General features: G+C 73.3%; 18 protein-coding genes. 2 read left to right on the top strand and 16 right to left on the bottom strand.

The window, feature by feature from the left end:
* Positions 1 to 12 precede the first annotated feature (12 nt).
* From ACK8N7_RS19245 to ACK8N7_RS19300, 12 genes are all read right to left on the bottom strand, one after another.
* Positions 13 to 1,329 carry an LLM class flavin-dependent oxidoreductase gene (locus tag ACK8N7_RS19245; protein WP_500443390.1) on the bottom strand — a complete coding sequence of 439 codons (1,317 nt, stop codon included), beginning with the start codon at positions 1,327 to 1,329 and terminating at the stop codon, positions 13 to 15.
* Positions 1,326 to 2,735, bottom strand: coding sequence for an NtaA/DmoA family FMN-dependent monooxygenase (locus ACK8N7_RS19250; protein ID WP_500443392.1), 1,410 nt, complete (start codon positions 2,733 to 2,735; stop codon positions 1,326 to 1,328). Before ACK8N7_RS19250 ends, ACK8N7_RS19245 begins: the two co-directional genes overlap by 4 nt.
* Positions 2,736 to 2,854: 119 nt before the next feature.
* A complete protein-coding gene (locus tag ACK8N7_RS19255) occupies positions 2,855 to 3,805 on the bottom strand; it encodes a fumarylacetoacetate (FAA) hydrolase (protein ID WP_403217531.1) in 951 nt (316 codons plus the stop codon).
* A 44-nt stretch (positions 3,806 to 3,849) separates the two neighbouring features.
* A complete protein-coding gene (locus ACK8N7_RS19260) occupies positions 3,850 to 5,148 on the bottom strand; it encodes a pyridoxal phosphate-dependent aminotransferase (protein WP_403217530.1) in 1,299 nt (432 codons plus the stop codon).
* A 42-nt stretch (positions 5,149 to 5,190) separates the two neighbouring features.
* Entirely contained in the window at positions 5,191 to 6,969 is a 1,779-nt protein-coding gene (locus ACK8N7_RS19265) for an AMP-binding protein (RefSeq protein ID WP_500443394.1), read from the bottom strand.
* Entirely contained in the window at positions 6,969 to 8,105 is a 1,137-nt protein-coding gene (locus ACK8N7_RS19270) for a Glu/Leu/Phe/Val dehydrogenase dimerization domain-containing protein (protein WP_500443396.1), read from the bottom strand. The genes ACK8N7_RS19265 and ACK8N7_RS19270 overlap by 1 nt, the downstream gene beginning before the upstream one ends.
* Positions 8,106 to 8,157: 52 nt before the next feature.
* Positions 8,158 to 8,721, bottom strand: a complete 564-nt coding sequence (locus ACK8N7_RS19275; RefSeq protein WP_403217527.1) for a type 1 glutamine amidotransferase — start codon at positions 8,719 to 8,721, stop codon at positions 8,158 to 8,160.
* Positions 8,718 to 9,548 (bottom strand): amino acid kinase family protein, encoded by an 831-nt coding sequence (locus ACK8N7_RS19280; protein WP_403217526.1) that lies wholly within the window; start codon positions 9,546 to 9,548, stop codon positions 8,718 to 8,720. Before ACK8N7_RS19280 ends, ACK8N7_RS19275 begins: the two co-directional genes overlap by 4 nt.
* The gene (gene argC / locus ACK8N7_RS19285; protein ID WP_500443399.1) at positions 9,545 to 10,624 is read right to left on the bottom strand and encodes an N-acetyl-gamma-glutamyl-phosphate reductase; all 1,080 of its coding nucleotides are present in this window, start codon (positions 10,622 to 10,624) and stop codon (positions 9,545 to 9,547) included. Before argC ends, ACK8N7_RS19280 begins: the two co-directional genes overlap by 4 nt.
* Positions 10,621 to 11,475, bottom strand: a complete 855-nt coding sequence (locus tag ACK8N7_RS19290) for an ATP-grasp domain-containing protein (protein WP_403217525.1) — start codon at positions 11,473 to 11,475, stop codon at positions 10,621 to 10,623. Before ACK8N7_RS19290 ends, argC begins: the two co-directional genes overlap by 4 nt.
* Position 11,476: 1 nt before the next feature.
* Positions 11,477 to 11,662 carry a lysine biosynthesis protein LysW gene (locus tag ACK8N7_RS19295; RefSeq protein WP_015609635.1) on the bottom strand — a complete coding sequence of 62 codons (186 nt, stop codon included), beginning with the start codon at positions 11,660 to 11,662 and terminating at the stop codon, positions 11,477 to 11,479.
* A gap of 44 nt (positions 11,663 to 11,706) precedes the next feature.
* On the bottom strand, positions 11,707 to 12,861 hold the full coding sequence (locus ACK8N7_RS19300; RefSeq protein ID WP_403217524.1) for a hydroxymethylglutaryl-CoA lyase-like TIM-barrel protein: 1,155 nt from the start codon (positions 12,859 to 12,861) through the stop codon (positions 11,707 to 11,709).
* Between the two features lie 214 nt (positions 12,862 to 13,075).
* Here ACK8N7_RS19300 and ACK8N7_RS19305 point away from each other — a divergent pair, with 214 nt between their 5' ends.
* A complete protein-coding gene (locus ACK8N7_RS19305; RefSeq protein ID WP_403217523.1) occupies positions 13,076 to 13,834 on the top strand; it encodes a maleate cis-trans isomerase family protein in 759 nt (252 codons plus the stop codon).
* A 48-nt stretch (positions 13,835 to 13,882) separates the two neighbouring features.
* Here ACK8N7_RS19305 and ACK8N7_RS19310 read toward each other — a convergent pair whose 3' ends face one another.
* The 4 genes from ACK8N7_RS19310 to ACK8N7_RS19325 form a co-directional block, all read right to left on the bottom strand.
* Positions 13,883 to 14,572 (bottom strand): response regulator transcription factor, encoded by a 690-nt coding sequence (locus ACK8N7_RS19310; RefSeq protein ID WP_403217522.1) that lies wholly within the window; start codon positions 14,570 to 14,572, stop codon positions 13,883 to 13,885.
* Between the two features lie 29 nt (positions 14,573 to 14,601).
* Positions 14,602 to 15,825, bottom strand: coding sequence for an IS701 family transposase (locus tag ACK8N7_RS19315; protein WP_403217521.1), 1,224 nt, complete (start codon positions 15,823 to 15,825; stop codon positions 14,602 to 14,604).
* 438 nt (positions 15,826 to 16,263) lie between these two features.
* Positions 16,264 to 17,526 (bottom strand): MFS transporter, encoded by a 1,263-nt coding sequence (locus ACK8N7_RS19320; RefSeq protein WP_403217520.1) that lies wholly within the window; start codon positions 17,524 to 17,526, stop codon positions 16,264 to 16,266.
* A 115-nt stretch (positions 17,527 to 17,641) separates the two neighbouring features.
* Positions 17,642 to 18,202 (bottom strand): SDR family oxidoreductase, encoded by a 561-nt coding sequence (locus tag ACK8N7_RS19325; protein WP_500443403.1) that lies wholly within the window; start codon positions 18,200 to 18,202, stop codon positions 17,642 to 17,644.
* 157 nt (positions 18,203 to 18,359) lie between these two features.
* On the opposite strand from ACK8N7_RS19325, the gene ACK8N7_RS19330 reads away from it, so the two are divergent.
* Positions 18,360 to 21,860 (top strand): AfsR/SARP family transcriptional regulator, encoded by a 3,501-nt coding sequence (locus ACK8N7_RS19330; RefSeq protein ID WP_500443404.1) that lies wholly within the window; start codon positions 18,360 to 18,362, stop codon positions 21,858 to 21,860.
* Positions 21,861 to 21,924: the final 64 nt, after the last annotated feature.

Raw genomic sequence — 21,924 nt, forward strand, 5'->3', positions numbered from 1 at the left:
CCGGGTCGCGCGTCAACCCTCCTTCGCGTAGCGGCTGGTGGGGCGGGCCAGGCCCAGGTGGCCGCGGAGCGTGGTGGATTCGTACTCCGTACGGAACACCCCGCGCCGCTGCAGCTCCGGGACCAGGCCCCGGGTGATCGCCGTGAGGTCCTGCGGCAGGGTGCCCGGGCGGAGGCGGAAGCCGTCCAGGCCGGCGGAGCGCCAGTCGAGCAGCAGGTCCGCCAGTTCGGCGGGGGTGCCGGTGAATATCTCGGCGTCGGAGGCGAGTGCGGACCCGGCCACCTCGTCCAGACGGGCCTTGCGCCGGGCCGCCGCGCCCGGTTCGTCGTCCAGGAAGACGATGAGGTCGGCGAAGGTCCGCAGTGGGCGGTCGTTCACATCCCGGCCGGTGCGCTCCACCGCTTCGGCGACCTGGGTGAGGATCGCCGCCGTGCCCGCCCGGTCGTGCGGCGTGATGGCGACGACGTCCGAGCTGAGGGCGGCGAACTCGTACGGCGTGGTCGCGTGCGCGAGGCTCACCACCAGGGGCTGGCCCTGGGGGGTGCGAGGGGTGATCGACGGGCCCTTCACGCTGAAGGCGCTGCCCCGGAAGTCGATGGGGTGGACCTTGTCGCGGTCGATGAAGCGGCCCGTCGCCGCGTCCCGTATCTCCGCGTCGTCCTCCCAGCTGTCCCAGAGCTGCCGTGCCGCCTCCACCACCTCCGCGCCTTCCGCGAAGAGGGCGCGCAGCGGCTGGGAGATCAGCTCCGAGTCGGTCACGTCGTCCTCGGTGAGCTGGGGCGTGGTGCGGCGGCCGAAGTGGGCGGCGTCCGAGGCCCGGGACGATATCTGCGGGCGCCAGCCGGCCCGGCCCTTGCTCGCGTGGTCGAGGGTGGCGATGCCGATGGCGAGGTGGAACGGTTCGGTGTGGGTGACGTTGGTGGTGGGGACCAGGCCGATGTGGGTGGTGAGCGGGGCGAGATGGGCGGCGAGCAGCACCGCGTCGATGCTGCCCCTGACCTGGTCGGTGCGGTCGTCGGGGAGGTGGAAGGCGGCGGACTGGAGGCCGAGGGCGTCCTCGATGGTGACGAAGTCGAGTCTGCCCCGCTCGGCCTCGGCGACCAGGTCCGCCCAGTACGCGGCGTCGAGCAGCTCACCGGGCCGGGCGCCCTCCTCGCGCCAGGCCGCCGGGTGCCAGCCCGCGCCGTCGAGCGCGACGGCCAGGTGCAGCGGGGCGGCCGCGCCGCCGGGGGTGCCGGAGGCGGCCGGGGCGCCCGTCGGGTCGGTGGCGCCGGGCGTGGCGCTCGTGGCGCCGGACGCGTTGCTCGTGGCGCCGGTCGTGCCGGTCATGCGGAGGTCTCCTTCTCGTCGTGCCGGTCGCCCAGGGGCTGCCCGGGTCCGCCCCATCCGGCCGGGCGGGGTGCGGCGGACAGGCCCAGGTGGTCCCGGAGCGTGCTGCCGGTGTAGTCGTCGCGGTGGACGCCCTTCTCCTGGAGGATCGGCACCACCCGGTCCACGAAGTCGTCCAGGCCGCCCGGGGTGAGGTGGGGCACGAGGACGAAGCCGTCGGCGCCCTCGGTCTGCACGTAGTCGTCGATGGCGTCGGCGACCGTCTGCGGGCTGCCGACGAACGTCTGGCGGCCGCCGACCTCGATGACCAGCTCCCGGATGGAGAAGTTCCGCTCCTCCGCGAGCTTGCGCCACTGCCGTGCCGTCTCGGCCCGGCCCTTGCGGAAGACGGAGTGCCCCTTCAGGAAGTGGGCCTCGTCCTCGGGCTCGATGCCGGGCAGCGGCCCGTCCGGGTCGTACCCGGACAGATCGCGGCCCCAGACCGCCTCCAGGTGGGCGATCGCGGTCTGCGGGCTGACCAGCTCGCGGCTGATCTCCTCCGCGTACGCGGCGGCCTCCTCGTCGGTGTCGGCGACGACCGCGTTGGCGGTGGGGAGGATCAGCAGGTCCTCGGGGCTCCGGCCGTACGCGGCCAGGCGCCGCTTGACGTCCCGGTAGAAGTCCCGGGCCACGTCGATCCGGTTGTGCTTGCTGAAGATGACCTCGGCGTCGGACGCGGCGAACTCCCGGCCCGCGTCGGACTCGCCGGACTGGATGATCACCGGGTGGCCCTGCGGGCCGGACGGGGTGGTGAATCGGCCGGAGATGTCGAAGTGCTGCCCCCGGTGGGCGAAGCGACCGGCCCCGGCGGCGGTGAACTCTCCCGTCGCCGCGTCGGCCTTCAGATCGCCCTCACCCCAGCTGTCCCACAACTCTCTTGCCGTGGTGAGGAATTCGGCCGCCCGTGTGTAGCGGTCGGCCTCGGGGAGGAAGCCGCCCCGGCGGAAGTTCCCGCCGGTGAACGCGTCGTAGCTGGTGACCACGTTCCAGGCGGCCCGGCCGCCGCTGAGCCGGTCCAGGGTGGCGAACCGGCGCGCCACCTCGTACGGCTCGTTGAAGGTGGCGTTGACCGTGGCGGCGAGGCCCAGGTGCGAGGTGACGGCGGCCAGTGCGCTCAGCACGGTCAGGTTCTCCGGGCGTCCCGCGATGTCCAGGTCGTAGACCTGCCCCTTGTGCTCGCGCAGCCGCAGCCCTTCGGCAAGGAAGAAGAAGTCGAACTTGCCGCGTTCGATGGTCTGCGCGAGCCGGATGAAGGAGTCGATGGATATCTGGCTCTCGGAGCGCGGGTCCGACCAGACGGTCACATTGTGGATGCCGGGCAGCTGAGCTGCGAGATGCACCTGTTTTTTCTTGGTGGTGGCGGGCACGGTGCGGTCTCCTCCTGCGAAGTCCGGCGTTGTCGAAATGAGTTGGAGGGGTGGCTCTCAGAGCGTGCCTGTGACCCGTGTCTTCTGCACAGGTCGGCCGGGCCTACTTCACGAGGTGTTCATGCCGTTGCGACAGGCGCCGGGGCGGCGGCCGGCGTGGTGGACGGGGCCGGGGAGACGTATCGCACCCGGTTCTCGAAGGCGACCCCGTGGCTCTTCACGTCGATGGCGATGCGGTCGCCGTCCGCGATCCGGAACCCGTCGTGGAAGCTGGCCTCGTCGGCGCCGAGGAGCACGTAGTTGACCAGACCGGGCCGCCGTACCGCCGGGAACGTGAACAGGTGGTCCGCCATGTCCTGCACCCGGTAGTAGAGGGCGTCGTCGCCGCAGTCGAACGGGCCCTCCCAGGCCGTCGCACCGTCCCGGACGATGGTGACCCGGCCGGTCACCGTGCGCGGCGGCGGGCCGAGGAAGAGCCACGGGGTGAGGGCGGTGTCGCACAGCTTGCAGTACGGGTTGTAGCCCGGGTCCTGGCGGTGCAGGCCGATGTCGCACAGGTCGTTGCCGAAGGTGTAACCGGCGTAGTGCGGGGTGCCGTCGGCGTCGTTGACGTAGACGAGGGCGACCTCCGGCTCCTCGATGAGGGCGACCGGCCGGGCGGGCACGTTCAGGTCCTCACCGGGCAGTTTCACCCAGTCGCCGAACCCCTTGAAGAACCACTTGGGCGGGGTGAACTCGCCGTCCTCCGGGGCGGTTTCGCCGCCCCACTTCTTCTTGTGCGTGCCCATGAACCCGCTCAGCAGGGCGTTGCCGGTGGCCTGCGGCAGCAGGGGCGGCAGCAGCCGCGGCTCCGGGTCCCCGGCGGTGACGACGACGGTCGCCGCACCCTCGGTGAGGGCGGCCCGCAGGGCCTCCTCCGAGCTGTGGCCCGCGATGAAGGCGGCGGCGACCTGGCCGTCCTCCACCCGGTACAGGGTCTGCTGCGTGCCGTCCTCGGGGCGGCCGAAGCCGACATGGCGTTCGCCGTTGTAGAGGACCTCGAAGAGGACGGGGAGGTGGGAGTGGGGCATCGGTGGCTCCTTCAGTCAGTCAGTACGTAGGTGAGTTGGGGAGTTCAGAGGTGCGGGGCGAGGGCGGGCACCGGCGCGCCCGTCAGGTCGGCCAGGACTTCCCCGACCCGGTCGACCGATCCCCGTATCCACGGCAGGGCGAGCGGGTCCGCCGCCTTCAGCGCCGCCGTGCGCTGCTCGTCCGTCTCGCCGTAGAAATGGCTGGTCGCCGCGCGGATGCGCAGGGGGCGGCCGGGCTCCCCGAAAGCGGTGGCGGGCAGGACCCCGACCCCGTACCGCTCCGAGAGCAGTGCGGCCAGTGCGTCGCCGCCGTGCACGCCGTGGGCCTCGGCCAGGTGTTCCCGCAGGGGCTCGAAGTCCGGGTAGAGGTAGCAGGTCGCGGCAACGGGAGCGAGCTCCGCGCCCACGGCGGTGAAACGGGCGGCGACCGCGCGCACCACCTTCTCGTGCAGCCGCCGGCTCGCCGCGACGCGCTCGGTGACCTCCGGCGGCTCCCCGAACGCCCACGCGGCCGCCGTCTGCACCGGCGCGGGCGGGCTCGACCAGATCTGGCTCGCCACCGCGACGAGCCGGGTGTGCAGGGCGCGCCCCAGCTCGCTGTCGGGCAGCCGTGCCACGCCCGTGCGCCAGCCGCCGAGCGCCAGGTTCTTGGTGAGGCCGGTGGTGACGACGGTCCGCTCGGGTGCGTGCAGCGCCGGGGAGACGGCCGGTTCGGAGCTGTCGTACACCAGGTCGCAGTAGATCTCGTCGGAGACGATGACGAGGTCCAGTTCGCGGGCCGCCTGCGCCAGCCGCCGTACGGTGGCGGCCGGCGCGACCGTGCCTGTCGGGTTGTCCGGCACGGTCACGACCACCGCACGCGGGTGCTGCCCGGCGGCCCGCGCGTCGGCGACCGCCTCGCGCAGCCGGTCCGGGTCCGGCACCCCGCCCTGCCCCGGCAGGATCGGTACGGGGATGGGGCGGGCCCCGACCAGCCGGGCCTGGGCCGCGTAGCTCACCCAGCTCGGCACCGGCACGATCACGTCCCCGCCGATGGCCAGGAGCAGGGCGAACAGCAGCGACTTGCTGCCCGGCCCGGCCACGACGAGCCCCGGGTCCACGGCCGGGCCGCGCCGCTCCCAGTACCCGGCGACGGCGGTGCGCAGGGCGGGGCTTCCGGCGACGGAGCCGTACGCGTTCTCGTCGGCCGCCGCAGCGAGCCGGTCCCTGAGCGCGGGGAGGACGGGCAGGCCGATCTCCCCGCTGGCCATCGACAGGACCCGCTCCCCGGCCCGGCGCCGTCGGGCCAGGGCCTCGTCGGCGGCGAGGGTCGCCGACATGGTGACCGGTGTGGGTTCGGGCATGACAGCTCCAGCGCTCGGTGGGTGCGGGGGGTCGGACGGGGGTCAGACGGGGGTGTTGGTGGCGTACCGCTCGCGCAGCTCGGCCTTGCGGACCTTGCCGGTCAGCGTCTTTGGGAGGGCGGGGACGAGTTCCACCCGGTCCGGCAGGAAGCGGGCGCCGTGGCCCGCCTCCGTGACCCGGGCCCGGACCTCGTCGAGTGTCGGACCCTCCCCGCCGCGTGGGACCACGACGGCGACGATGACGTTCCCGGCCGCGCTCCCGCCGGTGGGCTCCAGCCCGACCAGTGCGGCCTCGGCGGCCTTCGGGTGGCTGCCGATCACCGCCTCCAGCTCCGTCATCGGCGCCACCTGCCCGTCCCGCAGCACCGCGTCCCGGGCCCGGCCGATGATGCGGATGCCGCCCCCGCCGTCGTCCCGGGCGAGGTCGCCGGTGTCGAACCAGCCGTCCCCGTCCAGCTCGGCCGCGAACGCCTCGGGGCGCCGGTGGTACCCGAGCGCGATCGACGCACCGCGAATCCTGAGCCGCCCGACGGAGCCCACGGAGCTGTCGGAGCCCACGGAACCCTCGGGGCCCTCGTCGCCCGGGGATCCGTACGCCTCCGACGTCTCGATCCAGGTCTCCATGGCGTCGATGGAACTGCCGTTGCTCCGCGCCGCCCAGCCCTCGGGGTCCCCGGGCCGGGTGGTCGTCACGGGGCCGGCCTCGGACATGCCCCACAAGGAGTGCGCGCGGGCGCCGAGCGTCTCGTGGACCTCGTCGGCCAGCTCCTTCAGGACCGGCGCCGAGCCGATCACCACATGCCGCAGCGTGCTGGTGTCGCGCCGCTCGGCCCGCTGGGACGCGGCCACATCGGCGAGGGTGGCGGGCGGCCCGTACAGCAGGGTCGCGCCGTACCGCTCCACCAGGTCCAGCAGCGCCTCGTTGCGGCGGACGTCCTGGAAGGCGACCGTGCCGCCCAGCATGACCCCGGCCAGGATGCCCTGGGCGAAGCCCGAGTAGTGGACCAGCGGCGTGGAGACCGCCGCCACCCAGCCGCCGCCGTCCCCGTCGCCGGTACCGTCCCCGCCGCCCGCTCCGAACGCGTCGACGTACCCGCGTACGGCCGCGTGCACCGTGTTCTGGCTGTGCAGCACCCCCTTGGACAGGCCGGTGGTGCCGGAGGTGAACAGCACCACGAACGGGTCGTCCGGGCCGAGCGCCAGTCCCTCCAGCCGGGTGGCTGCGCCCTCCTGCTCCTCCCGCTCCCGGGCCACGAAGTGCTCGTGGAAGGAGCGCGCCCCCTCGGGCAGCGGTCCGTCCACCACCAGTACGTTTTCCAGCGTGGGGAGTTCGTCCTTGAGGCGGGTGGCGATCTCCGCCAGCGGGGTCCCCGACCACTCGGCCAGGGTGATGCACACCCTGGCCGCCGTGAGGCCGAGGCGGTGGCGCAGCTCCACCTCGGTGCAGATGGGCGAGATCGGGATGATGACCGCGCCGACCCGGATCGAGGCGAAGATCAGCGGCACCATCTCCCACCGGTTGGGCAGCTGTACGGCGACGAAGTCACCCCGTCGGACGCCCAGTTCGAGCAGGGCGAGGGCGAACCGGTCCGTCAGCCGGTTCAGTTCGGCGTAGTCGAGCGTGTCGGTACGGGACTCCGCGACGCGCCGGCCCGCGATGGCCGGCCGGCGCGGGTGCTCCCGGGCCTGGCGGTGCAGATCGTCGAGGAAGGTCTCGTCCCGCCACCAGCCCCGGCGACGGTACTCGGCGGCGCGCTCTGCGGTAACAGCCGTGCCCCCGGCAGTCGTTCGCTCCCCGAGCGCGGTGGCCGCCGCGCTCATCAGCGCTCCTTCCGGCGGGCCGCGAGCAGCTCGGGCAGCGGGTTGCCCGCCCGCGAGGCCGCGATCTCCAGCAGGTCCCGGGTGTTCTGCCGGACCCGGTCACCGACCCAGTCGAAGACCCACGCCTTGCGCGCCTCCGCCTCCAGGTCGAACGGGACGACCCGGGTGACTGCCAGGGCGGCGGAGGCGGCGCCGCCGATGTTGGCGATCACGCCCGGGACGAGCCCGGCCCGGGAAGCGGCCACCTTCTCCTTCGCCGCCGCGCTGGAAGCCAGGTTGGCGCCCTCGACCACCAGGCCGGCCCGCAGACGGTGGGCGTTCTCGGCGTTGATCGCGTACTTCTGCGCGGCCAGGATCAGGATGTCCGCGTCCACGTCGAGCCAGGCGTCCGGCTCACCGGAGAGCTTCACGTCCTGCGGCAGCCGGGTGCGGTCGATGGCCCCGAACCGGTCGGTGATGGCGACCAGTTCGGCGACCGGCAGCCGGTCCGCGCTGATCGTGCCCCGCACGTCCGCGACACCCACGACGATGTGCCCGCGGTCCTCCAGGAACCGCGCCACCGCCCGGCCGACCGCGCCGAACCCCTGCACCACGACCCGGGCGGGCCCGGTGCGGCCGCTCGCCTCCAGGGCGGTGACCGCGGCGACCCCGACGCCGTGGCCGGTGGCGTCGATCAGGGGCTCGTAGTACGTACGCCAGTCGATCGGCATGTCCGGGGCGCCGAGCCGGTAGCGGGGGTCGTACTTCGCCTCCTCGAAGAAGACGGCCCGGTCGGCGGGGGTGACGCCCATGTCGATGCCGAGGTGGATACCGCCGTGCAGGAGCGGCTTCACCGTGCGGCCGAAGGTGCGGAAGGTCTCCTCGCGGCCCGCGCCTTCGGAGTTCGTACCGTCGGCGACGATCCCGGCCTTGGCGCCGCCGATGCGGAGACCCGCCAGGGTGAACTTCTCGGTCATGTCCCGGGCCAGGCCCGCGACTTCCTCCTCGGTGACCCCGGTGGTCATCCGGGTGCCGCCCATCGCCAGGCCGTCGACGAGCGTGTCGACGACCACCCATCCCTTGATCGTGCCGCCGCTGCCGCTGCCGTTGAGGTGGACGGTGAGGGCGGGGTCCTGCGGGTCTTCCAGAGCACTCATGGCGAAGTCCTTGTTCTGTCCGGATGCGTGAGGGGGTCGTAGGGGGCTCGGGTCACTGGTAGAGCTGGGCGAAGCCGCGCAGGATCTCCAGGCCGTCCTTGCGGAACTCCAGGTGGGCCTGGGCGCCGTGGATCCGGCCGTCGTCCGAGCGCAGGAACTCCACGGGCGCGTGCTCGGAGCGGCCGATGGAGCGGTAGCCCGCCGGGGCCTGTTGGAGGTAGAGGGTGTGCCGGTGGAAGACGGTGACCGTCGGCTTCACGTAGGTGAAGAGGGGTTCCTCCGTGTCGACCTGCACCTCGTAGCCGCCGACCCGCTGCGGCCCCTCCGCGAGGCGTCCGCCGGCCGCGACGGCCAGGATCTGCATGCCGCCGCAGATGCCGAAGACCGGCACGTCCGCCGTGGTGACCAGGTCGATCAGGGGCTTGTAGTACGCGCTGTCGTACGCGCGCACCTTGGTGCCGCTGAGCACGATGGCCTGGTAGCGGCCGTCCACCCGGGCGGGGACGGACGAGGCGTCGACCGTCTCCGTGTCCGAACCCAGCTCCTCGAAGCGGGCGCGGAGTTGCTTGAGAGAGAGTGTTCCGTTGTTGACGACCAGGACGCGGGACCGGCTCATGCGTCAGCTCCTGACGTAGCGGCCCCGCCCGGAGCCTTCGTGATGAGCGTGCCGGTGGAGCCGGCCAGCAGGTCCGTCACGGCGGCGCTGCCGATGACGACCCGCTCGACGCCGTGCTCCAGGGCCTCGCCCGCGGCCCGCAGCTTCTTGCGCATGCCGCCCTTGGCGCCCTTGTCGCGGAAGGTTGCCGCGTCCTTCGCGCTGATCCGGCGTACCGGTTGGTCGTCGATCAGCAGATGGCCGACGTCGGTGACCAGGACCAGGTCGGACGCGCCGGTGGCCCCGGCGATCGCGGCGGCGGCCCGGTCGGCGTCGGTGTTGACCTCCTGGCCAGCCGCGTTCCGGGCGAGCGGGGTGACGAGGTAGGCGTGGCCCGGCTGGAGGTTCTTGAGCGGGGCCGGGTCGACCCCGGTGATCGGGCCGACGAGGTTCTCCAGCTCGACGAGCTGCTTCTCCCGCCACCACCACCGCTCGCCCTCGCCCGCGCCGACCAGTCCGTCGCTGCCGAGCAGCCGCTCGGCGGTGATGCCGCGGCTCTCCAGCCGGGCGAGGACGTCCTCGGCCAGTACGGCGCTGACGGTCTTGATGTCGTCGATGACCTCGGGTGTGGTCCACCGGCTCTGGTTGCCGTACCGGTCGCGCAGGATCGCCGACGGCTCGCTGTAGCGGGCGTCGAGCTTCTTCAGCGGCTTGGACCAGCCGTGCACGAGGACCAGCGGGCGCTCCCGGCCGTGCCGGGCCAGGTCGTCCCACCAGGTGCCGTCGAGGTCGTCCAGGCAACTGCCGCCGAGCTTGACCACCGTGGGGATGGCAGGCGATGCGCTCATGCCGGCATCACGGGCAGCTGCGTCAGCCCCGTCTCCTCCGGCAGGCCGAACCGCAGGTTCGTCACCTGCACGGCCTGGCCCGCGGCCCCCTTGACGAGGTTGTCGAGTGCGGCGAGCACCACGATCCGGCCGCCCTCCTCGTCCAGCAGCACGGTCACATCGGCGTAGTTGGAGCCGAGGACGACCTGCGGGTCGGGCACCGGGATCAGCGTCTCGTCGTGCCGCCGCACCCGGACGAACGGGCGCCCCTTGTAGAAGCGGAGGTAGGCCCGGTTCAGCTCGCGCTGGTCCACCTTCTCGTCGGTGAACACGTACGAACTGGTCAGCAGTCCGCGTACGTTGGGGACGCCGTACGCCGACATGGACAGGTTCCCGATGGTGCCGGGCTTGCTGCGCTCCAGGAAGTCACCGACCTCGGCGGCGTGCCGGTGCCCGGTCGGGGAGTACGGGGCGATGGCCCCGGCCCGGAACGGGTGCAGGTCGGAGGTGCGCAGCTGGACGCCGCCGCCGCTGGACCCGCTCTTGCCGTCCACCACCACCGTCTTCAGGTCGAGCCCGAGGCCCAGGGTCAGCGGGGCCAGGCCCAGGGTGATCGCGGTGGCGTAGCAGCCGGGCAGCGAGATGAGGGCGGCGTCCTTCAACTGGTCGCCGATCAGCTCCGGTACGCCGTAGACGAAGCGGTCCGCCAGGTCGGTGCGCCGCTTGACCTTCGGGTACCAGCGGTCGTGCAGCTCCGGCGTACGGATGCGGAACGCGCCGCTGAGGTCGACGATCGCCGGGATGCGGTCGGCGAGCAGCGAGGACAGCTCGGCCGAGACCGGTGCGGGGGTGGCCAGGAAGAGGACGTCGACCTTGTCCACGACCTCCTCGGTGACCGGCTGCACGGTCAGGCCCTGCTCGAAGCGGAGCCCCGGGTGGAGCTCGAAGCGGAGCCCCGGGTGGAGCTCGGAGGGGCGGCGGCCGATGTTGGAGGAGCCGCCCAGGAAGGTCAGCTCCAGGTCGGGGTGCTGGGTGATGAGGCGGATGAGTTCGCCGCCGGCGAGCCCGGAGGCGCCGACGACTCCTGCACGGATCATGCGAGTAGCTCCTGCACATAACGGCCGATGGCCGAGGGGATGTCCGCTCCGGTGGCGGAGGCCACGGCCCGGAAGCCGGGGGCGTGGTTGACCTCGTTGACGACGTAGCCGTCGGGGGTGGCGAAGAGGTCGACGCCGTAGATCCCGGGTCCGAGCACGTCCACCACACCGTTGACGATCTTCAGCACGTCGGGGTCGTGGTCGACCGCGCGGTTCTTGTTGCCGAGGGCCGCGTTGTTGCGCCAGTCGCTGCCGCCGCTCTCGAACTCCGCGGCCCCGATCAGCTCCCGCCCGACGACCAGGCACCGCACCGAGCTGCCGCCGAGGTACGGCTCCACCACGCTGGCCTGCTCGAAGGCGTGGGCCAGGTCCTCGATGTAGTCGTAGACGGAGTGGGCGGTGTCGGCGTGCCGGATCAGCGTGACCCGCTTGCCCATCCCGCCGAAGACGGGCTTGAGGACGAGCGGCAGCGGCAGGTCCGCGAGCGCCTTGTCGAAGTCCTTGCGGGAGAGCACGAGCCGGTGGTCCGGCACCGGTACGCCCGCGGTCCGGAGCAGGGCGCGCAGGGCGGCCTTGTTCTCGCAGGCGTGGATGGCCCGGGCGGTGTTCAGCGTGGGGACGCCGGCCGCCTCGGCGAGGGTGGCGATCAGCCCGCCGCGGGTGTAGCTGCGGCTGCGGACCAGGAGGGTGTCGTACCCCTTGATCGCCGGGGCGTCCGGGTGGCCGAGCGAGAGGGACTCGTCGTTGACCCAGTCGATACGGAGGCCGAAGGCCGGGGCCGCCTCGATGAGCAGGCGTTCCTCCCAGGCGATCCGGTCCGCGACGAGGGCGACGGGACGGGGAGCGCCCATGTCACTGGCCCCAGTCGCGCAGCTGCACCTCGACCATCTCCAGCGTCAGCCGGCCGTCCTCGACGGCCTCGACGCGGAGGGTCAGGATGCACTCGGGGCAGGAGAGGGTCTCGCCCAGGGTGACCGGGGGGACGGTCAGGTCGGTCTCGCACTCGGGGCATACGCCGGTCAGGGTGGCGGTGGACATCGTCAACTCCGTTGAGAAGTGGGGATGGCAGGGGGCGTGGTGGGTCAGGCGGGGACGGGGCGGAAGTCGATGGCGGCCTTGCGGATCGTGTCCCGGTCCAGCAGTGGGCGGCCGTCCCGCTCCTGCCGCTCGGCCAGCCACGGGGTGAAGGCGTCGACGTCGACCTCCAGGCCCGAATCGGCCAGGGCCCAGCGGACCAGGGCGGTGGTGAGGCGGGTGCGGACGCGCAACTCGCGTCTGTTGCCGACGAGTTCGGCGGGCAGCGTCTCGTATGCCGCCGGGTGGCTCAGCTGGCCCGGCAGCTCGTACGCGAAGGCGTGCGGGGTGGTCGGACCGGACTGGAAGGCCTCCCCGAGGCCGGCGCCGCGCAGGGCGATCCGGGACAGCTCGGTGAGGTGGGTGAGGTCGAAGCGGGTGTCGCCGTGGATGACGCGCAGCGAGGTGAGCAGCTCGGCCAGCGGGGCGTTGCCGCCGCGCTCCCCGATCCCGCCGACGGTCGCGGAGATCCACTGGGCGCCCGCCCGCACGGCGGCCAGGGAGTTGGCGACGGCCATGCCCAGCATGTTGTGCGAGTGGATCTCGATCTCGGAGCCGTCGATCGCGGTGATGTCCGCGATCACCTCCTCCATCTGCCAGGGCGAGAGGTACGCGACCGTCTCCGCGAGCCGGAACCGGTCGGCCCCCGCCGCGAACCCCGCCTCCACATAGGGGACGAGCCGCTCCCTGGGCGTACGGGCGCCGTCCTCACCGCTGAACGTGACGTGGAAGCCGCGCTCCTTCGCCTGCTGGATCGCCGAACGCGCCAGCGCCTGGAGGAACTTGGGGCTCGCCGAGTCGAGTTTCAGCTGTGCGTGCTGCTCGGAGGTGGGGATCGAGTACATGATGTGGCGCACGCCAAGACGCTCGGCCTCGTCCAGCGCTCGGGCGACCTGACGGCGGTCGCGTACGACGACGAGTGTCATGCTGCGCTCGGGCGTGATCGCCTCGTGGGTGGCGAGGACGAGGTCGGCGTCCTTGGAGTCCGGCCCGGAGACCATGCCCACCTCGACGAGTTCGACGCCCGTGCGCACCAGCAGGTCCGCGATGGCGGCGGCGTCCTCGGGGCCGAACTCGACCCCCGCCATGTGCGCGGAGTCCCGCAGCGTCGCGTCGGATATACGGGGCGGCCGCTCCAGTTTCTCGGGTCCCTCTGCTGCCATTTCCTCTGCTCCTCTTTTCCGAAAGTGGTTGTATTCCGCTGATCCACATCCTTCGCCGCGCGGGCCGGGAAGGGCAATATCTGCCGTGTCAGGGCTGTGTTGCGGAGTGTCAAGGAATGTCAGGAAGGAAAGGGAGTGCAAGAGCGGTGTGCGAGCGTGCCAAATAGCGGACGAAGAACACCCGTCGATGTGACGCGCGTCCTACTGTGCGGGCATGGATCTCTTCTCGCTGCCCCGGCTAGGGGTCGTCGTGCCGCCGGAAAACCCCACGGCGGAACCCGAGTTCAATCATCTGCTCGGCGCCGGAATGAATGTGTACACCTCCCGGTTCCCGGTGACTCCGGGGGCCGGTCTCCGGGCGATGCTGGAGACGTACAACGAGGTGCTCCCGGAGCTGCTCGGCAGCTTCGGCGCGCTGCGCCTGGACGCCACGGTGGTGGCGTGCAGCGCGTCGCACTACCTGCTGGAGCCGGCGGGCGACCGGGCCTTCTGCGACGAGCTGTCCGAGCGGGCCGGATCTCCCGTGCAGTCCTCCACCCAGGCGATCCTCGCGGCCTGCGAGGCGCTCGCAGTGACCCGACTGACGCTCGTCTCCCCCTACGAGCCGTGGCTCACCGACACCTCCCGCGCCTTCTGGGAGCGGGCCGGGCTCACGGTCGACGGGGTGGTGCTCGTCCCGGCGGAGGAGGCCGCGAGCCCGGGCGGGGACGCGCACTTCGACCCGTACGAGGTGACGACCGGGGCGATCCTGCGGCGGATACGGGAGCGGGAGCTGCCCCCGGACACGGCCCTGCTCTTCACGGGTACGGGCATGGGCACGCTCGCCGCCCTCGAAGAGCTGGCCCGGCGGGAGCCGCACCGCACGCTGCTGACCTCGAACCTGGCGTCGGCCTGGTGGGCGCTGCGCGCGGTGGGGGAGAAGGGCGAGGCGCACCACCCGCTGCTGCGGCGGCTGGAGGGCGCGGCGGTCTGACGGCGAAGGCCCCGGGGGCGCGCCCCCGGGGCCGTACCGCACCCGCGCTCAGCCGGCGGAGGTCTCCGGCATCCGCCAGGCGTACCCCATGCGGTAGCCGACGCCCCGGACGGTGAGGATCCAGCCGCTGGAGCCGAGCTTGGCCCGGAGGCTGCTCACATGCGTGTCGATCGTCCGGCTGGTGTGCCCCCAGTTGCTGCCCCAGACCCGGGCCATCAGTTCTTTCCGCGTCACGACCGTTTCCGGGGTGGCGGCCAGGGTGTAGAGCAGCTCGAATTCCTTCGACGTGACGCCGACGAGCCGGTCGTGCAGCCGTACTTCCCGCAGATGCGGATCGATATGGAGATGGCGCAGGGAAATGGCGGCCGGAAGGACCTGCCGGGGCTGCACCCGGCGCAGTACCGCTTCGATACGGGCCCCGACTTCCCTGAATCCCCAGGTTTTCACCACACAGTCGTCCGCGCCCGCATGAAGAACGAGGACCCGCTCAAGTTCGGCATCGGCATCGGTGACCGCTATCAGGGCCGTATCCCCGCCGTTCCGCAGGGACCGGCACAATTCCAGTCCGTCGATATCGGGCAGTTCCAGGGAGAAAAGCACCAGATCCGCGTCGCCGTACACCCGTAGCGCCCGCTCCCCGGTGGAGACGCTGCGGGCGGCGAATCCCTGCCGTCTCAGCTCGCCCACCATGGCCGCTGCGGCGGAGTGGTCCTGCTCCACCACGAGTACCTGTCTCACGTGCCCCACCCTTTCTCCTCGGCTTCACGTCAGTTGGGGGCGCCGGTGAGCGCGGCGGCCGGGGCGCGGGGCGGCGCGTCCGGCGGCGCGGTGTCTCCGCCGGGGGCGCAGGACAGGCGCTGGTAGACGTAGGCGGCCGAGGCCATGGTCATGTGATGGTGCCAGCCGGGGAAGGAGCGGCCCTCGAAGTCCAGGACACCGAACCGCCGGCGCAGCGTGGCCACGGCCGAGAGGGCCGCGGTGTGGCTGCGCGCCAGCCGGAGGACCTCCTCGACCCGGCGGTCGGTGAGCGTGGTGAGCCAGTACCGGGGCGGCTGCCGGCCGTCCGGGTCGGGCCGTTCCAGAATGCGGTACGGGCGTGCGCCCACGTCGTCGCCGATGCCGGTCCTCGTCCCCGCCACCGTGCCCGCGTAGGTGTGGACCGGTACGGCCCGGACGCGGCCGTCGGCGGTCTGCCGGAGCAGGACATGGGTCTGCCGGGCGTGCCGTACCTCCATCAGCGCGCTCACGGAGGTCACGACGGGGGTGTGCTGCCCGGTGAGGAGCACCGGGTGGTCCGGGGCGACCTCGCACACCACGTCGGCCCGCTGCCGGGCGAGGCCCGCGAGGACCCCGGTCGCGTCGTCGCACCGGGTGAGGTCCAGCACCCAGGGGACGCGCGGGAGCTGGGGCTGCGCGGCGGCCTCGGCGGCGTACCCGATGACATGGTCGGCGGGGGTGCGCCCGGCCTCGGACCCCGGGATGCGCGCCCGGCGCCTGCGCTCCCGGTCCGAGTCCCAGGTGCCGCCGAGCACGAGGCTCCAGCCCACCGGGTAGCACTGGGTGCCCGATGCGAGGAAGAAGACCAGTGCGCGCTGGCAGTTGACGGTGCGTCCGGTGACGGTGTCGAGGCGCCGGTGCACGCCGACCGAGTGCTCGCCGCGCTTGGGGATGATGAGCTCGGCGACGGTCCAGGCGTGCGGTGTCGTCGTCGCGGCGACCCGCCGGGCGAGTCGGCGGCGTACCGGGGTCCACTCCCACGGGCTGGCGTTGATGAACTGGTGGAGACCGTGTGCCGCGGCCGAGGGTAAGGGCTTCGCCAGTGCCATGCGGCGGGGTGTCTTCTTGCCCGATACATGGATCAGGGCCCACAGATACGTCTGGGCCCAGCGGCGCTGCTCCGGCCGCTGGAACGGCCGGAATATCTCGTCCATGAACGTCTGCATGCACGCGCCGTCGCCCGGCACCGCCGCGCGTACCTCACTTGACGACATGTAACGCTACGCCCCCTCGATACTCGACATCGCTCGCACCCGAGTGGATACATGGCACATCAGTACGAGGTGAAAGTACCGTCCGGGACGGAGTTTGCCCGGGTCGGCCGCCTATTTTGCAAGTTCGCGGTCTGACCTGCGGAAACGTGGAGCGGAGGGGTGCGTGCGGGAGGGGCGTACGCCGGGACGCCCCAGCTCTACCAGTGGTGGAGCCGTGGCTTGTACCTGCCTGGTGAAGTGTCAACAAATCGTGAACATGGCCCCGGCACGGTGCGATGCACGGAGTTCGGAGACCGTGTCCCGGTGACGGGAGACCGTATACGAAAGGTGATTGGCCGAGAGCGGGCCCGGCGCGAAGCGTCACCGGCCGAGGGCCGGGCTCCGGGTGAACGGTGACCGCCGGAGGACGGGGGAGGGGTGCCCTCCGGCGGTCGGTCGTCAGGCCGCCGGAACCGGGGACTCCTCGGCCTCGGCCCCCGGCCGCCGGGCGGGGAAGCCCGCCTGACGGGCGTAGAGCACGACCGCGATCACCGGGAGCAGGAGCAGCAGGACCGTCCAGGGGAAGGACTCGCTGCCGACCACGTCGAGCAGGATGCCGCCGACGATGCCGCCGCCCGCCATCGCGACGTTCCAGAGCGTGACGAGCATCGCCTGTGCCGCGTCGGCCGATTCGCCGCCCGCGTCACCGACTGCGGTCTGCAGCAGGGTGGGCACGCCGCCCCAGCCGAGCCCCCACAGCACCGCGGCGACATAGACGAGGGCGGTGGTGTCGGAGAGGACGGCCAGGAGCAGTGCGGCGACGGCGACCAGCAGGGCGCCGCCGACGGTGAGGCCGCGCAGCCGGCGGTTGATCTGCGCCCCGACGATCCAGATGCTCGCCAGCGACGCGGCGCCGAAGACCAGCAGGATCAGGCCGGTGGAGCCGCCCAGGCCGAGGTCGTCGAGGTACGTGGCGATGTACGCGTACAGGATGGTGTGCGCAAGCACGAAGACCGTCGTGACGAAGAGGACCGGGGAGACGCCCGGGACGCGCAGGGTCCGCAGCAGCTTCGGCCGCTCACCGCGCCCCTGGCCGGGGAAGTCCGGTACGGCCACGAAGATCCACACCAGGAGTACGACGGTGAGCACCGTCATCGACAGGAACGCCACCCGCCAGCCGAGCCAGTCGCCGAGGAACGTACCGGCGGGCACGCCGAGCGAGAGTGCGACGGGGATACCGGCCATGGCGATGGCCATCGCCTTGCCCTGAAGGTGTACGGGGGCCATGCGGCGGGCGTACCCGGCGAGCAGGGCCCAGGCGAGGCCGGCCGCGATGCCGGCGACGAAACGGGCCACCATCGTCAGCTCGTAGACGGACGACACGGCCGTCACGGTGTTGGCGAGGGCGAACCCGCCCATGGCCGTGAGCAGCAGCTTCTTGCGCCGCCAGCCCGCGGTGGCCGCGGTGAGCGGGATCGCGGTCAGGGCGGTCCCGATCGCGTAGACGGTGACCGTCTGGCCGGTCGCGGACTCGCTCACCCGCAGGTCCTGGCTCATCGCGGGCAGCAGACCGGCGGGGAGGGTCTCGGTGAGGCTGGTGATGAAGACGGCGGTGGCGAGGGCCAGCAGGGCGAGGAGCGGAAGCTTCTGCTGTTCGTCGCCTCCGCCCTTCGGGTCCGGTGCCGCAGCGGCGGCGGGCGCCGTGTCGGGTGCGGTGCTCATGACGTGTGCTCCAAATTTCCGGATGGGAGGTGCGGGGTGCGGGGACGGAGAGGGGACTGTGGTGGGCGGGCCGCGTCCTGGGTGGAGGCGGCGGTGGTGGTCCGGCGCGGCAGGTTCACGGGCGGCCGAGGCCGCCGTCGACGGGGAGCCGGGCCCCCGTGGTGAACGTCGCCTCCGTGGCCAGGAAGAGCGCGGCGCGGGCCACCTCCTCGGCGGCGCCGAGACGCCCCAGCGGCGGCAGGGGTACGGCGCCGGAGCCCGGCGCCTCGATACAGCCCGGGGCCACCGCGTTGACGCGGATGCCCCGGGATGCGAGTTCGGCGGCGAGCGCCCGCACGGCGTCGGGGCACGGGGTGGGGGCGGTCAGCACGATCGCGCCGCCGTCCCTGAGGTGCGGCAGCAGGGGGCGCACGGTGGGGATGGCGTCGGCGAAGAGGAGATCGACGCCGCCGCGGAAGCCGGTGGCGGTCTCTCCCGTGAGGGCCGCTTCGACGGCCGACGGCGTGACCACGCGGGCGGCGGAGCCGAGTTCGGCGACCGCGTGTGCGCGCTCCTCCTCGGTGCGGGCGGTCAGCAGGACCCTCGCCCCGCCCTCCACAAGGCGCTTGGCGATGGCCAGGCCGATGCCGGTGGCCTCACCGACGACCAGGGCCCTTCTGCGCGCGTACTTGGTCATGGTTGCCGCTCCCTCCAGGGGCGCCCGTTCCTCACCGGTGGAGCGGGGCCACCGGCGGGGACGACTCTGCGGCCGGGTACTTCGGGGAACCTTCGGAAAACCTTCGGGGCGGCTGACGGCCGGAGCGCCGGTCCGCCGGACATGTACGGTGGCGGCTATGCGGTTTGGGGTACTCGGGCCACTGGTGGTGTGGGACGGCGAGGGACGGGAAGTCGGAGTCCCCGAAGCCAAGGTCCGGGCCCTGCTGGCGGACCTGCTCGCGCACGACGGGGGGCCGGTCACCGCCGACCGTCTCATCCACGACCTGTGGGGCGACGCGCCTCCGGGCAAGCCCGCGGGCGCCCTCCAGGCCAAGGTCTCCCAGCTGCGCCGGGTCGTCGGCCGGGACAGGGTGGTGCGCCAGCCCGCCGGCTACCGGTTGCGGCTCGACGGCGGCGGCGACGAGGTGGACGCCGTACGTTTCCGTGCCCTGGTGACCGAGGCCCGCCCCGTCCGGGACCCGCGCACCCGGGCCGCGCTGCTCACGGAGGCCCTGGAGCTGTGGCGCGGACCGGCGTACGCGGACTTCGCGGACGGCCTCTTCGTACGCGGGCCCGCCCAGCGCCTGGCGGAGCAGCGGCTCTCCGTGCTGGAGGAGCAGGCGGAGGCGCGCCTGGAGGCGGGCGACCACGCGCTCCTCGCCGGGGAGCTCGCGGACCTCGTCGCGCTCCACCCGCTGCGGGAGCGCCTGCGCGCCGCCCAGATGAGGGCCCTGTACGCGGGGGGCCGCCAGAGCGAGGCACTCGCGTCGTACGAGGACCTGCGCACCCGGCTCGTGGGGGAGCTGGGGGTCGACCCGAGCCCCGAACTGGCCGCGCTGCACGGGGCGGTGCTGCGGCAGGAGCCGGGGCTGAGCGCGGGGGCATGGGCGTACGGGGCTTCGGCGGGCGGCTCCGCAGGTTCGGCGAACCCCGCAGCCGCACAGGACACAGCACCCGCCACGCACACCACAGGTGCCCCGTCCGCCACGGCCCCCACTCACCCCACGGCCCCCACTCACGCTCCGGCCACCCCTCACCCCACGGCCACCACTCACGCTCCGGGCTTCCCGCCCACCGCGCCCCCCACCCGCTCCTCCCCGCCCTCCCACTCCAACCTCCCCGTCCCCCTCACCCCCCTGGTCGGCCGCCGCCAGGCGCTCGCCGATCTCTCCCAACTCCTCTCCGGGACCCGGCTGGTGACCCTCACCGGGCCCGGCGGCGTCGGCAAGACCAGGCTGGCCGTGGCGGCGGCCACCGCCGAGCGGGACGGTGCCCGCGCCGGTGAACTGGCCGACGGCACCTGGCTCGTGGAGTTCTCCGGCATCCGTGCCGGCACCCCCGCCGACCTGGCCCAGGTCGTCGCCGCCACCCTCGGGATCCGCGACGACGCCCCGCGCTCCCTGCCGGGCACCGGCACCGGAACGCCCTCCCTGCCGCACCGCCTCGCCGCCGCCCTGCGCGACCGCCGCACCCTGCTCGTCCTGGACAACTGCGAGCACGTCGTCGACGCCGCCGCCGAACTCACCGAGCTGCTCCTGCGCACCGCCCCCGGCCTGCGGGTCCTCGCCACCGGGCAGGAGCCGCTCGGCCTGGCGGGCGAGGCGATGTTCCTGGTCGAGCCGCTGGAGCCCGCCGACGCGGTCCGGATGTTCATGGAGCGCGCGGCCGCCGCGGCCCCCGGCTTCCCGCGCGACCCGGACGCGCCGGACGAGCCCGAGCGCCGGGCCGTCGCCGAGATCTGCCGTCGGCTCGACGGCATCCCGCTCGCGCTGGAGCTCGCCGCCACCCGCGTACGAGCGCTGGGGGTGCGGGAGTTGGCGGAGCGCCTCAACGACCGGTTCCGGGTGCTGACCTTCGGGCAGCGCGGCGCTCCGGCCCGCCAGCAGACGCTGCGGGCGGTGATCGACTGGAGCTGGGAGCTGCTCAGCGCGCCCGAACGCATCGTCCTGCGCCGCCTCGCCGCCCACAGCGACGGCTGTGACCTGGCCGCGGCCGAGGCGGTCTGCGCGGGGGACGGCGTCGCCCGGGACGAGGTGCTCGACCTCGTCACCCGGCTGGTCGACCGGTCGCTGGTGGTCGTGGTGGGCGGGCCCAGCGGTCCCCGCTACCGGCTTCTGGAGTCCGTCGCCGCGTACGCGACCGAGCGGCTCCACGAGATGGAGGACCTCACCGCCGTACGGGACCGGCATCTGCGCCACTACCGGGCCCTGGCCGAACACGCCGAGCCTCGGTTGCGCGGCGCCGGGCAGCGGGACCGGCTGGCCCGGCTGGACGCCGAGGCCGGCAATCTGCGCTCGGCACTCGACGAAGCTGTGCGCCGCGCCGGCGCGGGGCAGCCGGAGGAGGCGGTCCGGCTGGCCACCGCGCTGGCCTGGTGGTGGCTGCTGCGCGGCCGGCTGACCGAGGCCCGCCGCAGCCTGGGCGCGGTGCTGGCCGCCACGGACGGGGCCTCGGGCTCCGGGGCCTCCGCCCCGGCGGCGGCCCCCACCGCCCCTTCCCCCGGCTGCGCCGAACTCGCCCTGTTGCACACCGCGTTCGCCCTGCTCACCGGCGACCACACGGCCGCCGCCATGATGACGGACGGCCCTGCCCGCACGGCCACGGCCGACGCCATCCCCGACTCCGTACGCCGGGCGCGTGCGCTCTGGCTCTGCGCGTACGGCCTGTTCAGCGCGGGAGACGCGGCCGGGAGCGGCGAGCTGAACGCCCGCGCCCTCGCCCTGTTCACCACCGCGGAGGACCGGTGGGGCACCGCCGCCGCGCTCGGCCTGCGCGCCACGCTCGCGCTGGTCTGCGGCGACCTCGCCGGGCTCGGCCGCGACGGGCTGCGCAGCGCGCTGATCTTCCGCGAACTGGGCGACCGCTGGGGCGAGTTGCAGACCGTTTCCCCGCTCGCCGCGCTCGCCGAGATCAAGGGCGCGTACGAGGACGCGGAGCGCCGCCAGCACGAAGGGCTGCGGATGGCCCGGGAGCTGGGGCTTGAGGCGGAGGTGTCCGCGCGGCTCTCCGGGCTCGGCCGGCTCGCGCTGCTCGCCCGGGACTGGGACCGCGCCCGCGACCTGCACGAACAGGCGCGCCGGATCGCCGCCGAACAGGGCTACAAGTACGGCGAGATCCACTCCGGGATGGGCCTCGCCCTCGGTGCCCGCCGTTGGGGCGACCTCGACAGGGCCGAGGCGTACCTGCTGCACATCCGCGACGGGTACGCCGAGGTCTCCTCCCAGGCGGGTGACCACCTGCTCCTGGCCGAGCTCGGCTTCGTCGCCGAGCTGCGCGGTGACGCGCGCGGGGCGGCCTCCCACCACCTGGCGGGCCTGGAGATCGCCCGCGCCCTCGCCGAGCCCCGCGCGCTGGCCCTCTCCCTGGAGGGCCTCGCCGGTGCGGCCGCCCTGCCCGGACATGCCACCGCCGCCACCGGGGCGGCCGTCCTCCTGGGCGCGGCGGCGGCCGCCCGCCGCCGGGCCGGGGCCCCGCTGCCGCCCGCCGAACGCGCCGACGTCGACCGCATCACCGTCGCGGCGCGGGCGGCGCTGGGGGCGGACGCGTTCTCGGAGGCGTACGCGAGTGGCGCCCGGCTGGACCCGGAGGAGGCGCTCCACCAGGCCCGTACGGCTCTCCCCTCCTCCCCGGAACGTTGATTCCCGAACGTTGACCGATACGTAGTCGATACAGACCCGCGCGGTCCCCGAAGCACGGCCCTGA

The sequence above is a fragment of the Streptomyces griseobrunneus genome, from assembly GCF_046713465.1.
Classification (GTDB): Bacteria; Actinomycetota; Actinomycetes; order Streptomycetales; family Streptomycetaceae; genus Streptomyces; species Streptomyces microflavus.